Annotated in this window: 14 protein-coding genes; 3 read left to right on the forward strand and 11 right to left on the reverse strand. The window is 62.3% G+C overall.

Annotation, left to right across the window (positions count from 1 at the left end; translation table 11 throughout):
• Positions 1-71 precede the first annotated feature (71 nt).
• Positions 72-1,001 carry a LysR substrate-binding domain-containing protein gene (locus BPHY_RS06555; RefSeq protein ID WP_012400689.1) on the forward strand — a complete coding sequence of 310 codons (930 nt, stop codon included), beginning with the start codon at positions 72-74 and terminating at the stop codon, positions 999-1,001.
• Between the two features lie 62 nt (positions 1,002-1,063).
• Here the strand turns inward: BPHY_RS06555 and BPHY_RS06560 are convergent, their stop codons facing one another.
• Complete coding sequence (locus BPHY_RS06560) at positions 1,064-2,473, reverse strand: 8-oxoguanine deaminase (RefSeq protein ID WP_012400690.1); 1,410 nt, start codon at positions 2,471-2,473, stop codon at positions 1,064-1,066.
• Between the two features lie 620 nt (positions 2,474-3,093).
• Here BPHY_RS06560 and uraH point away from each other — a divergent pair.
• On the forward strand, positions 3,094-3,447 hold the full coding sequence (uraH, locus tag BPHY_RS06570; RefSeq protein WP_012400691.1) for a hydroxyisourate hydrolase: 354 nt from the start codon (positions 3,094-3,096) through the stop codon (positions 3,445-3,447).
• 230 nt (positions 3,448-3,677) lie between these two features.
• Complete coding sequence (locus tag BPHY_RS06575; protein WP_012400692.1) at positions 3,678-4,868, forward strand: urate hydroxylase PuuD; 1,191 nt, start codon at positions 3,678-3,680, stop codon at positions 4,866-4,868.
• Positions 4,869-5,200: 332 nt separating this feature from the next.
• Here BPHY_RS06575 and BPHY_RS44185 read toward each other — a convergent pair whose 3' ends face one another.
• The 10 genes from BPHY_RS44185 to tadA form a co-directional block, all read right to left on the reverse strand.
• Positions 5,201-5,443 carry a hypothetical protein gene (locus BPHY_RS44185; RefSeq protein ID WP_157686513.1) on the reverse strand — a complete coding sequence of 81 codons (243 nt, stop codon included), beginning with the start codon at positions 5,441-5,443 and terminating at the stop codon, positions 5,201-5,203.
• 48 nt (positions 5,444-5,491) lie between these two features.
• Entirely contained in the window at positions 5,492-6,001 is a 510-nt protein-coding gene (locus BPHY_RS06585) for an ureidoglycolate lyase (RefSeq protein WP_012400693.1), read from the reverse strand.
• Positions 5,998-7,011, reverse strand: a complete 1,014-nt coding sequence (gene alc, locus BPHY_RS06590) for an allantoicase (RefSeq protein ID WP_012400694.1) — start codon at positions 7,009-7,011, stop codon at positions 5,998-6,000. The genes BPHY_RS06585 and alc overlap by 4 nt, the downstream gene beginning before the upstream one ends.
• 88 nt (positions 7,012-7,099) lie before the next feature.
• Positions 7,100-7,621, reverse strand: a complete 522-nt coding sequence (gene uraD, locus BPHY_RS06595) for a 2-oxo-4-hydroxy-4-carboxy-5-ureidoimidazoline decarboxylase (RefSeq protein WP_012400695.1) — start codon at positions 7,619-7,621, stop codon at positions 7,100-7,102.
• Positions 7,618-8,571: an allantoinase PuuE gene (gene puuE, locus BPHY_RS06600; RefSeq protein ID WP_012400696.1), complete on the reverse strand. Its 954-nt coding sequence runs from the start codon at positions 8,569-8,571 to the stop codon at positions 7,618-7,620. The genes uraD and puuE overlap by 4 nt, the downstream gene beginning before the upstream one ends.
• Positions 8,572-8,716: 145 nt before the next feature.
• Entirely contained in the window at positions 8,717-9,574 is an 858-nt protein-coding gene (locus tag BPHY_RS06605; RefSeq protein ID WP_012400697.1) for an aspartate/glutamate racemase family protein, read from the reverse strand.
• Positions 9,575-9,616: 42 nt separating this feature from the next.
• A complete protein-coding gene (locus BPHY_RS06610; RefSeq protein WP_012400698.1) occupies positions 9,617-11,113 on the reverse strand; it encodes an NCS1 family nucleobase:cation symporter-1 in 1,497 nt (498 codons plus the stop codon).
• Between the two features lie 382 nt (positions 11,114-11,495).
• Entirely contained in the window at positions 11,496-12,212 is a 717-nt protein-coding gene (locus BPHY_RS06615; RefSeq protein WP_012400699.1) for a GntR family transcriptional regulator, read from the reverse strand.
• A gap of 325 nt (positions 12,213-12,537) precedes the next feature.
• On the reverse strand, positions 12,538-13,464 hold the full coding sequence (gene ldcA / locus BPHY_RS06620; protein ID WP_012400700.1) for a muramoyltetrapeptide carboxypeptidase: 927 nt from the start codon (positions 13,462-13,464) through the stop codon (positions 12,538-12,540).
• 13 nt (positions 13,465-13,477) lie between these two features.
• Positions 13,478-14,059 carry a tRNA adenosine(34) deaminase TadA gene (gene tadA / locus BPHY_RS06625; protein ID WP_052306100.1) on the reverse strand — a complete coding sequence of 194 codons (582 nt, stop codon included), beginning with the start codon at positions 14,057-14,059 and terminating at the stop codon, positions 13,478-13,480.
• Between the last annotated feature and the right edge of the window lie 53 nt (positions 14,060-14,112).

The raw sequence follows: 14,112 nt of genomic DNA on the forward strand, positions 1-14,112 counted from the left end.
TATCTCTATATTAAAAAGCATATACCCACAAGCCTGATCGATCAGCCAAAACATATATTTCGGAGAAGTTCATGAGTCAGCAACGCGAGGCGATCGACACTTACCTACTGCGCGTCTTGCACACCCTTCTGATGGAGCGCAGCGTCACGCGCGCCGCCGTCAAACTGAACCAGTCCCAACCCGCGATCAGCGCAGCACTGCGCCGGCTGCGCGACATCACGGGCGACCCGCTTCTGGTACGCGGCAAGTCGGGCATGGTGCCGACCGAGTACGGGCTGCGCCTGCTCGAACCCGTGCAGAATGCACTGCGCGAAATCGAACGCATTAAATTTCAGCAGCACAACTTCGATCCCGCGACGTCGATCCGCTGCTACCGGATTGGCTGCCCGGACTACCTGAACGTACTGTTCGTGCCGACCGTCGTCGAGCGCTTCCGGCAGGCGGCGCCGAACGCGACACTCGAGTTCCACTCGCTCGGTCCCGCGTTCGACTACGAACTGGCGCTCGAGGACGGCAAGCTCGATATCGTCGTCGGCAACTGGCCAGAACCGCCAGAGCAGTTGCACCTGTCCAATCTGTTTGTCGACCAGATCGTGTGCCTGATGAGCAACACACATCCGTTCGCCAAGCGCGGCGGCCTGACGCTCGACCAGTACCTGAACGCGCCGCACCTCGCGCCCACGCCCTATTCCGTCGGCCAGCGCGGTGCGATCGACGTGCATCTCGCGCGCGAGCGCCTGAAGCGCCACGTCGTCGTCACGCTGCCCTACTTCAATCTCGCGCCGTATGTGCTGATCAAGTCCGATCTCATCTTCACGACGACGCGCCTGTTCGCCGACTACTACGCGAAGTTCCTGCCGCTGACCGTCGTGCCCGCGCCGCTGGATTTTCCGCCGATGCAGTACTACCAGTTGTGGCATGAGCGCGTGCATTACTCCGATGAAGTGCGCTGGCTGCGCAGTCTCGTCGCCGAAGCGACCAAGACGTTGATCGACAGGTAACGCACAGGCACTACTGTGCAGGCGGCGGTCTCGAACCGCCGCTTTGCGTTTTAGTGCTTTGCTCAAGCTGCACTTTGGTACAGCGTCTTCGCGAGATGATTGTGCCGTTCGATTACCGGGCCAAGATCGACAGTCGTCAGCACGCCGTCTTTCACCACCTGCTTTCCGCCGATCACACTCGTCGACACCTGCGAGGGCGCGCAGAACACCAATGCCGCAACGGGATCGTGCAGCGCGCCCGCAAACAGCGGCTGGCGCAGATCGAACGACACAAAGTCCGCCGCCATGCCGGGCGCCAGCGCGCCGATATCGTCGCGGTTCAGCACCTTCGCCCCGCCGAGCGTCGCGATCTCGAGCGCCTCGCGTGCCGTCATCGCGTCCGGGCCGAAGCCGACGCGCTGCAGCAGCATCGCCTGTCGCACCTCGGCGACCATCTGCGCGCCGTCATTCGACGCCGATCCGTCGACCCCCAATCCGACGGGGACGCCCGCCAGCCGCATCTTCTTCACGGGCGCGATGCCCGACGCAAGGCGCATGTTGGAACACGGGCAATGCGCGACGCCCGTCCCCGTGCGCGCGAACAGCCGGATGCCGGCGTCATCGAGTTGAACGCAGTGCGCGTGCCATACATCGGGACCGATCCAGCCAAGTTCCTCGGCATATTCTGCGGGCGTCATGCCGAACTTTTCGCGGCTGTATGCAATATCGTTCGCGTTCTCCGCGAGATGCGTGTGCAGCGATACGCCGTATTGGCGCGCCAGTGCGGCCGACTCGCGCATCAGATCGCGGCTCACCGAAAACGGCGAGCACGGCGCAACGACGACGCGCAGCATCGCGTATCGGCCAGCGTCGTGATACGCGTCGATCAGGCGCTGGGTGTCCTTCAGAATGTCCGCTTCCCGCTCGACGACGCAATCGGGCGGCAGGCCGCCGTCTTTCTGTCCGACGCTCATGCTCCCGCGGCTTGCATGAAAGCGCATGCCGATGCGCCGTGCGGCCGCGATGCTGTCATCGAGCCGGCTGCCGTTCGGATAGATGTACAGGTGGTCGCTCGACGTAGTGCAGCCGGACAGCAGCAGTTCGGCCATCGCCGTCAGCGTCGACACTTCGATCATTTCCGGCGTGAGGTGCGCCCACACCTTATAGAGGTTCGTCAGCCAGCCGAACAGCTCGGCGTCCTGTGCAGCGGGAATCGCGCGCGTCAGGCTCTGATACATGTGATGGTGCGTGTTGACGAGGCCAGGAATGACGAGATGCCCCGTCATGTCGAGGATCGCGTCCGCAGTACCCGGCAGTGTGTGCGTTGGACCGACGGCGACGATCCGGTTGTCTTCGATATAGAGACCGCCGTCGCGCAGCTCGCGACGTTCGCCGTCCATCGTGACGAGCACGTCCGCGTGTCGGACCAGCATCGTCCGGCCGCGCGGCCCGTCCGTTCCCGTCACACCGGTTGCATTGGTTTGCAACGTCATTCGTTTCTCCAGTGCTGCCCTCTATCGCCGCCGATGAGGCCGATGCACGATGCTGCCACCTGTCCGCGCCCACTGCATGTGGCCGCTCGAAGCTGCATCGTTGTGCCGTCGCCGCAGCGCGCGGCTTTGCGGGCATGTGCAAAAGTCGTCCGAACGCGTTGTCTTCGGCACGCCGCCGTGCCGCCGCGTCCGTTCGAACGCAGTTGGCCCGGTTACCCAGCGTGTTCCGCCGTCTTCGGGATGCGCGGCCGCGCCGCGCATGGACGTAACCTTCGGGCGACAAAATTGCGCTGGCAACTCGCGCCAGTGCGATACCGGGGTTCAGGCCGCGCATATGACCGGCATTTTTGGCGCCCGTACGATCGGGACCGTTCCGCCCCGTCCGTCCCGCATGCAGCGGATTACCTGTCCAGCGGGCCTCGGCAGGGCGTCATGCGTCAGCGATTATCTTTCCTATCGCTCGCTCGCGGAGGCGAACAATGTTTCTACAATGGATGTCACGGCGCTCGCTTCAATCCGCCGACGGGTATGTAGCCACTGACGTGGAGCCTCGATCCGCCGCTAAGTGTCATGGATCGGGCCGCCGCTGAAACCTCGCATCTACACAAGGACAATCGCGAATGGGCAAGCTCACTACCCACGTGCTCGACACGGCAAACGGCCGTCCCGGCGCAGATATCAAGGTCGAACTCTTTGCGCTCTGCGGCGACACGCGCCGGGCGCTCAAAACCACCACCACCAATCACGACGGCCGCTGCAACGAGCCGCTGCTCGAAGGCGACGCGCTTGCCATCGGCGAATATGAACTCGTGTTCCACGCGGGCGATTATTTCGCGTCGATCGGCACCAAAGTGCCGGAACCGCGTTTCGTCGATCGTGTTGTGCTGCGCTTCGGCATTGCCGACGCAGGTGCGCACTATCACGTGCCGCTACTGGTGTCGCCGTGGTCGTACAGCACTTATCGCGGAAGCTGAAGCGAACCGGTCTCGTGTGCACGATCGTGCGCGTGCGTGCATTTCGCAGATGACATGGAGACATACGCGAAGCGCAAGCCAGCACAAGAGCGGCCGATCGGCATCCCGTTTCACCCGAATGCCGTTGCATGCATCGATCCGATAGCGGACCTGCACCGGCGTAATACACCCGAATGCCGCGCAACACTCGAGATGCTGCGCGAACAACGAATCAGAAGTGGAGGAGTTTCATGGAAGGCTTCGTTACCGACTGGCTGAATCTCGCGATTCGCTGGTTTCACGTTATCGCCGCAATCGCATGGATCGGCGAGTCGTTCTATTTCGTCGCGCTCGACAACAGCCTGAAACCGCCGACGGACCCTAACCAGCGCCGGCGCGGCGTGTTCGGCGAACTGTGGCATGTGCATGGCGGCGGCTTCTACAACATGCAGAAGTACACCGTCGCCCCGCCCGAAATGCCCGACGACCTGCACTGGTCGAAATGGCCGTCTTACACGACGTGGCTCTCGGGCTTCGGTCTATTCACGGTGCTGTATCTGTTCGCGCCGAACACATACCTGATCGACAAGAACGTGCTCGACATGGGCCCTGTTGTTGCGATCTTCTCGGCGCTCGGTTTTCTTGCCGCAGGCTGGATCGTGTACGACTCGCTGTGCCGACTGCTCGGCAACAATGACAAGGTTCTCGGTATCTGCGTCGGTCTCTATGTGCTGATTGCCGCGTACCTCGCGTGCCACATCTTCGCGGGCCGCGCGGCCTATCTGATCATGGGCGCGATGCTGGCGACCATCATGTCGGCGAACGTGTTCTTCGTGATCATTCCGGGTCAGCGCAAGATGGTCGACGCGATGCTCAAGGGCGACACGCCGAACCCGATCTATGGCAAGCGCGGCAAGCAGCGCTCCGTGCACAACACGTATTTCACGCTGCCCGTGGTGTTCGCAATGCTGTCGAATCACTATGCGATGACGTACACGCATCCATACAACTGGGCGGTGCTCGTTGTCATCATGCTGGCAGGCGCGCTGATCCGCCAGTTCTTCGTGATGCGTCACCGCGGACAGGTATTGTGGTACCTGCCGCTTGGCGGCGTTGCACTGATGTTCGGCGCGCTCTTCTGGACGATGCCCCGGCCTGTCGTGCCAGTTGCCGAGGCTGCCAACGCTCCTGTCGTGAAGGTTGGCGATATCGTGCCTGTATTGCAGCAGCGCTGCGTGGCTTGTCACTCTGCGCATCCGACGATGATGGGCAGCGCACCCGCTGGCGTGCTGCTCGATACGCCTGAAGAGATCTCGACGAACGCACAGCGTATCTACCAGCAGGCCGTGACGCTAAAGTCGATGCCGCTTGGCAATGTCACACATATGACTGATGACGAGCGTCTGAAGATCGCTGCCTGGTTCCATGGCGGAGCGCATTAAGGCCTGCTTTCCATGGCGTGAGGTCGGTTCTTCACGGTCGGGCTGTTCGCGAATGCGGCGGCCCGTTTTTTTCTGTCTACGACGCAGTCGCGACTATTGGGTTTTCGCTGGCATCCGCGATTTGCTTCTGGTTTGCTGGTGTTGCCTGTGCGGGGCGGCACCTACTGTTCCTTGCGGCAGCAAAGAACAGAGGCAAAAGAAAGCCGCTCACACCGCCAGTGTTTTTTTCTACCCATGGGCCCACCACCTCCCCACGCTTCTCGCAACAGCATGCTCGCCAGCGTTTGTTGCGAACGCCTTCGATCAGTATCAAGGCTAGCCACGCCCGGTCATCACAACCCATTGAGCCGCTGCCTGAACTGCCCAAGGCGCTGGTTGACGAACTGGCCAAGGGGCCGATGATGCCGGGCCAAGTGCGGGCTCTGCTGCTTGCGTGCAACAAGGCGGTCATCGAGCGCGCCATGAGCGCCGGGGTGAATCTGCAGGTATTCAACAAATTGAAGACGCGCGGCTACCAGCGCAAAAACGCACGCAACAAGCGACAAAAAAACAAAAAACCCATCGCAGATCTCCATCCGCAATGGGCTTCCGAGCATCAAGGCGCCGCAGGCAAAAAACCTGACTCAAACGACGACGCTCAACGCCTCCTCCGTCAACCACAGCGATTCCCGCAGATCGAGTTCATTGAGATTCACCCCCTCTCCACCCCGATCGATGACGATGAAATCGCTCACATCACCCAGCGAGAGCAGCGGATGGTGCCATACGCCCTTCGCATAGTTCACGCCCTGCCAGCCACTAGTCACGAAAGCACGGATCTGCGATTCATCCAGCTCGCCGACAGGCGCCACCACAACGAGATAAGGCTTGTCGTTCAACGGAATGAATGCCTGCGATCCAAGAGGATGCCGTTCCATCATCCTCACTTCGAATGGCAGCACACGCGGTTGCCCGCGAAACAGATTGACCAGCGTGCGGCCGCCGTCGTCCGTGACATCCACGTTCGCGAGATCGTGATAGCGGGTCGTCGTGCCAAGATTGATCGGAATCTGCTTCGCCCCGTCCAGTTCGATCACGTCGCCGAACGGCGCGAACGATTCGCGTGTCAGCGGTTCGATGGCAAGTGTCTTCATGATGCGAGCGTGCCCCACAGACGCAGACGCGAGACACCGCCGTCGGGAATGATGTTGAAGCGGATATGGGTGACAGGACCGAGTGCGGCAATCTCGCTTTCATAGAAGTGCTGCTTGTCCATTTGCAGCTTCTGTTCGCCGAGTAGCACCGGCCAGAACATCGCCTGCGTGATCAGCGAACTGTCGGTGCCGCCCGTGACGAACGCAGCCTGAATCGAGCAGCGGTCCGGATAGTTGCCCTTGAAGTGCGCGGTATCAACTTCGATCTTCTTGATCACGCCCGGTTGCGCGAGCGCGACGATCGCCCAGTCGTTGCCTGGCTCGCGGCGGCGGCGCGTTTCCCAGCCATCGCCCATGTTGACGCCGCGGCCCGGCATCAGCAGCGTCGATGCGGCGCCGAAGTGCTGGTTGTTCGCAGCGACCAGATAGGCGCCGTTTTCCATCGCGGCCAGATCGAACAGGTCGGTACGGCTCGCGCCCGCCCAGTCGACCTGCGGCTGACCGTATACACGCAAACGCGCGATGCCGCCGTCCGGATAGATGTTCACACGAAGGTGCGTGTACGCGTTTGCGTCGCTCACATCGATGTAGTGATGGCTGTTGCCCTGCAATGTCGTCGACGGGACGATCTCAGTCCATTGCGTCGACTGGTTTGGCGCGCCGTCGACCACACGCGTCGCTTCCACCGATGCCGCCGGCGGGAAGTTACCCGTGAAGTGACTCGTGTCGATGTCGAAGCCCTTGATCACACCTGGACGCGCGAGCTTCACGATGCACCAGTCGTAGCCCGTCGTGCGCTTGCGGCGCGTTTCCCAGCCGTCCATCCATTTGCCGTGCTCATCGTACTTGCCGGGAACGAAGACGGCCGGCTCCGGATTCAGCATGCGGTCTTTCGGCGCAAAGAAGTCGTCGCTCGATTCGAGCGCCTGTGCGCCGAGACGCGGGTCGGCGAGATTCACGAAACGGCGCGTGAACTCGGGTGCGTTGGGATCGAGAATCGGGAGTGCCATCGTTATCTTCCTTCAGGTCTGGTTGTTGCCGTTTGTGTGCTTGGACACGCGTCGCTTTCGTGTCGATCGCGCGATTTTCACGCGACGATCACGCATCGATCAGATCGTCGAGACGGAAACGCGCGATGCGATAAATCTGGTCGAGGCTCGCCCGCAGTTCGTCGGCGCGGCTGTGGCTCACGCGCGCTTCGAAGTTCGCGATGATGCCGTGGCGGTCATAGCCGCGTACGGCGAGAATGAACGGGAAGCCGAATTTCTCGCGATACGCCGTGTTCAGCCGCAGCAGCGTATCGAATTCTTCCTGCGTGCATTGATCGAGTCCGGCGCCGCTTTGCTCACGCGTCGATTCGGCTGTCAGTTCGCCGCGCACGGCCGCTTTGCCCGCGAGTTCCGGGTGAGCGTTGATCAGCGCCAGCTGCTTCGTCTCGCCCGCTGTTTCGACGGCATTCGACATCGTCTTGTGCAACGCGTCGATGCTCGCATACGGACGCTGCGCCGCCGCGATTTCGGCAACCCATGGCGAATGTTCGAAGATGCCTGACAGCGCTGCAACGAACGCGTCGGCCGACAGGCTGTTCAGTTGGTCCAGTGTGTATTGCATCGCCTTCATGCGGCCGCCCCGCGGTTGTCCTGTTGCTGGTAAGGATGATGTTCGCGCCAGTGACGCGCGATATCGACGCGACGTGTGACCCACACGCGCTCGTGCTTCTCGATGTGATCGAGGAAACGTTGCAATGCGCGAAAGCGGCCCGGACGGCCGAGCAACCGGCAGTGCATGCCGATCGACAGCATCTTCGGTGCTTCGTCGCCCTCTTCGTAGAGGACGTCGAACGCGTCCCGCAAATACGTGAAGAAATGGTCCGCCGTGTTGAAGCCTTGCGGCGTTGCGAAACGCATGTCATTGGTGTCGAGCGTGTACGGCACGATCAATTGCGGCACCGTCGCGCCGCCCGTCACGTCAACATCCATCCAGAACGGCAAATCGTCGCCGTAGTTGTCGGAGTCGTACAGGAAGCCGCCGTATTCGGCCACCAGCCGATGCGTATTGGGACTGTCACGGCCCGTATACCAGCCGAGCGGCCGCTGTCCCGTCACGCGCTCTATCGCTTCCATGCCGAGGCGCATATGTTCGGCTTCGCGCTCGGGCGACATGTCCTGATAGTGAATCCACCGATACCCATGACACGCAATTTCATGCCCCAGCTCGACGAAGGCGCGCGCCACCTCAGGATGCCGCTCGATCGCCATGCCGACGCCGAACACCGTCAGCGGCAGGCCACGCTTTTCGAACTCCCGCAGAATGCGCCACACACCCGCACGCGAGCCGTATTCGTAGATCGACTCCATGCTCATGTGACGCGCCGGATACGACGCCGCGCCCACGATCTCCGACAGGAACTGCTCCGAACCCGCATCGCCGTGCAGCACGCAGTTCTCGCCGCCCTCTTCGTAGTTGAGTACGAACTGGACCGCGACGCGCGCGCGTCCTGGCCAGTTTGCCTGCACGGGATGGCGGCCGTAGCCGATCAGATCGCGCGGATAGTTCGGGTCGAGTGACATGGTGTGAATGGCGCAGCAGTTGACGTGGGGATGCGCCGGCGGTCGTCGTGCAAGCGCGAAAACGCGCTACGGCAAGGCCGGCATGGTTGAACCAGTGTAGCGAAAACGCCCGGATGCGCCCATACACCCGGGCAGATAGTGCATGTCAGACAGAGTGTATGTGCGGTGCAATATCGGCGGCGGGATCGGCGCGCAGGGCACTCGCATCGACCCGCAGCAGCGCGTCGCTGGCGGTATGCTGCAGCGAGGGTGCCGCAGCCGGCTGCGGGCCTGCCGGACTGAAGCGTGCGAACTCGCCGTCATAGCGCTTGCGCAGCGGCCTTGCGTAGTCGCCGCGCTTGGCCGTCGCGAGGCGTAGCGCGACGAGCGCCTCCACCCACTTCACGGCCGCCGTCACGCCTTCGACGACGGGCGCGCCCAGCGCATCCTCGAGCTCCCTGCACAGCTCGGCCATCCCCGCGCAACCGAGCACGATCGCATCCGCCCCATCCTCGTCGAGTGCCCGGCGGCATTCGTCGAGAATGATGCGCCGCGCAGCCGAGCCGGGCTGATCGAGCTCCAGCACCGCCACGTCGGTGGCGCGGACGTTGCGGCAAAAGCGCTTCATGCCATAGCGCTCGGCCAGATGCCAGGCCATGCCACAGGTGCGCGACAGCGTCGTCACCACCGAGAAGCCCGGCGCCAGCACGCTCGCCGCGTGCATCGCCGCCTCCGCGATGCCGATCACTGGACCGCGCGCCAGTTCGCGCGCCGCATAGAGGCCGGGATCGCCGAAACATGCAATCACATAACCATCGAAACCTTCGCGCTCGCCCGCTTCGATTTCTGCGAGCAGCCCTGGCGTGGCGAGCGCCTCGTCGTAATAGCCCTCGATCGACGGAGGCCCCATCGTCGGGCTCACCGCCACCAGCTCCGTGCCCGGCGCCACGACGTTGCGGGCACAACGGCCCATCGCTTCCGTCATCCGTTGCGTCGTGTTCGGGTTGATCAGTTTGATCCGCATGTCGACTCCCGTTGCTGCCTTTGATGAACTGTCATGCCTGCTTCATGCACCACGTTGCAGGTTGCGGGCAAGTCCGCCGTAGAACACTGCACCGAGCCCCGCGCCAATGAACCACGAGAAGTTCGCGAGCGCATTCAGCGACGGCACCATCACGCAGATCACGGCGATCACTGCAGCCGGCAGCAGCGCGGCAACGGCACGATAATTCACGCCGTTGTGATACCAGTACTTGCCCTTCTCCGATACGGTGTACAGATCGTCGAGCACGATCTTCTGACGCTTCACGAGGAAGTAATCGACGATCAGGATGCCGTACAACGGTCCGATGAAGCTGCCGAGCACATCGAGCGTGTAGTGGATCACCGCCGGGTTATTGAACAGGTTCCACGGCGTGATGAAAATCGACGCCACTGCAGCTAGCATGCCGCCTGCACGCCAGCTGATGAGCTTCGGCGCAACGTTCGAGAAATCGAATGCAGGCGATACGAAGTTAGCGACAATGTTGATGCCGATGGTTGCGATCGTGAAGGTCAGTGCGCCGAGAATCACAGCCGTCGGATAATCGATGCGGCCCACCGTTTCGACGGGATCGGTAATGAGTTCGCCGAACACGGGCAGCGTCGCGGCCGTTGTGACGACCGTCACCAGCGAGAACGCGAGGAAGTTGACGGGCAGCCCCCAGAAGTTGCCGCGCTTGACGCTGCGAAAGCTCTTTCCATAGCGCGAGAAGTCGCCGAAATTCAGCATCGGACCCGAGAAGTACGACACCACCAGCGAGATCGCCGTGATCATCACGGGGATGACTTCCATGCCGTGATACTTCACGCCGCCGAGGTTGATGCCGATGTTCTGCCAGCCCGCACGCCAGATCATGTAGCCGGCCAGAATGAACATGACGACATACACGGCAGGGCCGGCGAAGTCGATGAACTTCTTGATCGTCTCCATGCCGTTCCAGAAAACAAGTGCCTGCAGCACCCACAGCAGCATGAACCCGGCCCAGCCGATCGCGGACAGGCCCATGAAGCCGTGATGATGCACGTCGGCATAGGGCAGTAGTTGAGGGAGGAACTTGAGCACGACGATCACGAGCGCACTCGATGCCAGATAGGTCTGGATGCCGTACCACGCGACGGCGATGAGACCACGGATCACGGCAGGAACGTTGGCCCCCAGCACGCCGAACGTGGCGCGACACGCAACGGGATACGGCACGCCGTTCTGCTGGCTCGGCTTCGCGATCATGTTGCACAGCACGTTCACGATCGTAATGCCGACCAGCAGCGCGATCAGCACTTGCCAGCTCGTGAGACCGAGTGCGAACAGGCTGCCTGCGAACACGTAGCCGCCGACGCTATGCACGTCCGACATCCAGAACGCGAAGATGTTATAGGCGCCCCACGTCTGATGCTTCAACGGCGCGAGGTCTTCGTTGTACAGGCGTTCGCTGTAGCCTGCAGGCAGCGCATGGCCGCCTTGAGCGCCGCTCTCGTAATCGGGAAGTGCCGAACTATTCGGTGCTGCACTGAACTGAGCCATGAACTCCTCCTAAGATGGGAACGTCGAGGTCGATCGACGGGCACTGCATCGTGTATGCCAGGCGCGAGGCGAGCCCACTATGTGACTTTTGGTGATGCGCCGCGCTTACCGGCTGCCGCGGATGTCTCCGTACTTACGCACTTGTTTTGATAGCCCGGCAGGCTTTCCGCGCCGACCTGCAGGGCTTTGCCGCGTGAGCGTGGACGCCTGGCCGGCGTCCGTCGCCTGACGGTCTTTCGGTCGCGATGCGAGCAGGTGTGGCTCGCATCCGTTCAGGTCTTTTCGCCTTTGGGTGGACAGGTCGACTTCCCCGTCAATCACGGTTCACTTCTGTGCGGCGCGCACCGCCAGCGGGCGGGCGTCGGCACGCGCGCGACGATCTTCAGCGGCCTGCCGCCTGCGGGGCTCGCATGCCGAATACTTCGTGCAGATCGGTCCCACCGCTAGCCGGCCGATCGAGCATCTTCAATTCGACGCTCTCCAGGTGACGCGACATCAGCGCGCCCGCTGTCGTTGCGTCACCCGCGTCGAGCGCGGCAAGAATCGCTTCGTGGTCTTCGAACGAACAAGGGCTGCGGCCCAGCGATTCGTACAGCGCCGAGATCAGCGTCGAGCGCGCCACCAGCCCGCCGAGGCAATCGCACAGCACCGTGTTGCCCGTCAGCGACGCAAGCTCCGTGTGGAACTCGCCCGACAATCTGATCCACGTCGAAAAGTCCCGCGATTCGAACGCCTTGCGCTCCCGCGCGATCATCCCGCCGATGTTCTTCAAACGCCGCGAGCCCTGGCTCGCGCAAATCTTGTCGACGACGGCCAACTCGATGATCCGGCGCATCTCGAACACTTCATGCACTTCCTGCAGCGACGGACTCGCGACAAACGCGCCGCGGTTCGGCTCCAGGTCGACGAGGCGGTCGGTGGCCAACAGGGCCAGCGCCTGGCGGATCGGTCCGCGCTTCACGCCGAACACTTCGCACAACTGGGCTTCCGTCAATTTCGCGCCAGGCGCGAGCCGATGCTCGAGGATCGCGGCGCGAATGCGTTCGGCGATGGCTTCGGGTTTCGTGCTGCTCGAGGCGGCGTTAGGTGTCTCTGACATGATCGGCGTGCTGTTATGTGGACCATCTTAGGATGGACATAAAAATTGTCAACAATTTCAGCGGCTGATTTTCGACTATTTTGGTTACGACTGACACGCAGAATAGGTCGAAATCCAGGTGAGCCTTGTCCCGCAGTTCATTCCGGTTGCAGACAACTGCGTGAGCGCATCCTGTCCTACAGCGATTTTGTCGACAAAATTGGCGGACATGGATGCGCGCGTGTTTGTCGGCATTGTTGAACAACCGACCGTTAGTTGCATTTAATACTTGAAAATTAAGGCGAGCCGGCCTCGCCTCTATGCATCGCGACATGAAACGCCGCAGTCAATCGAGCACAGGATGGCCCGAGACCGTGAGTTTGAATCCATGCGCCCCCCCGACGAGCCGAGCATCGCCGCCGACGGGCAGCGTCACCATATCGGGAATGTGCCCGAATTGCAGGCCGGTCACGATGGGAATGCCGATCACCGACCTCACCTGCTCGACCATGGCGCACAAGTCGTAGCCGTTATCGTAGTCGAAAGGCTTGCCGCCCGAGAAGTCGCCGAGCATGAGCGCCTGCTGGCGTTCAAGGATGCCGGCCAGATGCAGCTGATAGATCAGCCGCTCGATGCGGAACGGCTGTTCGTTCACGTCCTCGACGAACAGGATGCCGCCTTCCACGGGCGGCATATACGGCGAGCCGACCAGCGACGCGAGCACGGCCAGGTTGCCGCCCCATAGCGTGCCCGTGACATCGATGGTCTGCGCCTGCGGCGTCGTGCTGGAAATCGTGAAAGTCTCGGACGTCAGCGCGTGCCAGAAGTTTTTCATGGTGAAGTCGCTGACGTTTTCCGCGCCGAAATCGCCTGCGAGCATGGGGCCGCCAAACGTCGTCACGCCGGCCTGAGACAGCAGCGCGAGTTGTAGCGCCGTGAAATCGCTGTGGCCGCAGAACGCGATGGGCTGATCGCGCAGGCGGCGTTGCAGGCCGCGGTAGTCGAGACCGTGCAGGATGCGCACTGCGCCGTATCCGCCGCGCACGGCAAGCACGATATCGGGCAGTTCCCGCGACGGGTCGCCCAAACGGTTCAATTCCGCTGCGCGCTCGCCGTCCGTGCCGGCAAAACGCTGATAGCGACGCTGCGCCGCGCTGACGTTCTTCACGTGATGCCCTTGCGCACGCAGACGCTTCAGCGCGAGATGAATCGCATTGGGATCGTGCGGATAGCCCGAGGGCGCAATCAGTTCGATGGTGCGATGCCTGGCCATGTGCGGTAAGCGGTCAGTTGACGGCCGTGCCGTCCTGCAGCGGATCGGCGGCGCCGGATTCATTTTTCAGCGCGGCGCGTGCCTCACGCGAGGCGCGTCGGCGGTCTGCAAAAAACGCGCGCAGAGCGGCCGCGCACTCCTCTTCGAGCACGCCCCCCGTCACGGTCGTATGATGGTTCAGCTGCGTGTTGGCAAACGCATCGACGACGCTGCCACACGCGCCCGTCTTCGGATCGCGCGCGCCGTACACCACGCGAGCGATGCGCGCGTGCATGATCGCACCCGCGCACATCAGGCACGGCTCCAGTGTCACGTAGAGTTCGCAACCCGGCAGCCGGTAGTTCTCGAGTGTCAGCGCGGCGGCGCGCAGTGCGGCCATTTCGGCATGCGCAGATGGATCGTGACCGCCGATGGGATGATTGAAACCCTTCGCAATGACTTCATCGCCGCGCACCAGCACCGCGCCGACGGGCACTTCGCCTGCGGCGCGCGCCTCTTCCGCGGCGGCTTGCGCAAGCGCCATGAAACGGCGATCGCGCTCGGAAAAAATGACGGCGGCCGTCGTCAGGCAGGGCCCGACGGTATCGGCAGACAAGTCGCCAGACGAAACAGAATCCGCGGACGGCAGCCCGGCCGGACCGACGCCAA

Source organism: Paraburkholderia phymatum STM815 (genome assembly GCF_000020045.1).
Taxonomy (GTDB): Bacteria; Pseudomonadota; Gammaproteobacteria; order Burkholderiales; family Burkholderiaceae; genus Paraburkholderia; species Paraburkholderia phymatum.

Excerpts from the sequence above, each read along its gene's own strand:
- BPHY_RS06555 (WP_012400689.1), top strand. The coding sequence starts at position 72 with ATGAGTCAGCAACGCGAGGCGATCGACACTTACCTACTGCGCGTCTTG.
- BPHY_RS06560 (WP_012400690.1), bottom strand. The coding sequence starts at position 2,473 with ATGACGTTGCAAACCAATGCAACCGGTGTGACGGGAACGGACGGGCCG.
- uraH (WP_012400691.1), top strand. The coding sequence starts at position 3,094 with ATGGGCAAGCTCACTACCCACGTGCTCGACACGGCAAACGGCCGTCCC.
- BPHY_RS06575 (WP_012400692.1), top strand. The coding sequence starts at position 3,678 with ATGGAAGGCTTCGTTACCGACTGGCTGAATCTCGCGATTCGCTGGTTT.
- BPHY_RS44185 (WP_157686513.1), bottom strand. The coding sequence starts at position 5,443 with ATGGAGATCTGCGATGGGTTTTTTGTTTTTTTGTCGCTTGTTGCGTGC.
- BPHY_RS06585 (WP_012400693.1), bottom strand. The coding sequence starts at position 6,001 with ATGAAGACACTTGCCATCGAACCGCTGACACGCGAATCGTTCGCGCCG.
- alc (WP_012400694.1), bottom strand. The coding sequence starts at position 7,011 with ATGGCACTCCCGATTCTCGATCCCAACGCACCCGAGTTCACGCGCCGT.
- uraD (WP_012400695.1), bottom strand. The coding sequence starts at position 7,621 with ATGAAGGCGATGCAATACACACTGGACCAACTGAACAGCCTGTCGGCC.
- puuE (WP_012400696.1), bottom strand. The coding sequence starts at position 8,571 with ATGTCACTCGACCCGAACTATCCGCGCGATCTGATCGGCTACGGCCGC.
- BPHY_RS06605 (WP_012400697.1), bottom strand. The coding sequence starts at position 9,574 with ATGCGGATCAAACTGATCAACCCGAACACGACGCAACGGATGACGGAA.
- BPHY_RS06610 (WP_012400698.1), bottom strand. The coding sequence starts at position 11,113 with ATGGCTCAGTTCAGTGCAGCACCGAATAGTTCGGCACTTCCCGATTAC.
- BPHY_RS06615 (WP_012400699.1), bottom strand. The coding sequence starts at position 12,212 with ATGTCAGAGACACCTAACGCCGCCTCGAGCAGCACGAAACCCGAAGCC.
- ldcA (WP_012400700.1), bottom strand. The coding sequence starts at position 13,464 with ATGGCCAGGCATCGCACCATCGAACTGATTGCGCCCTCGGGCTATCCG.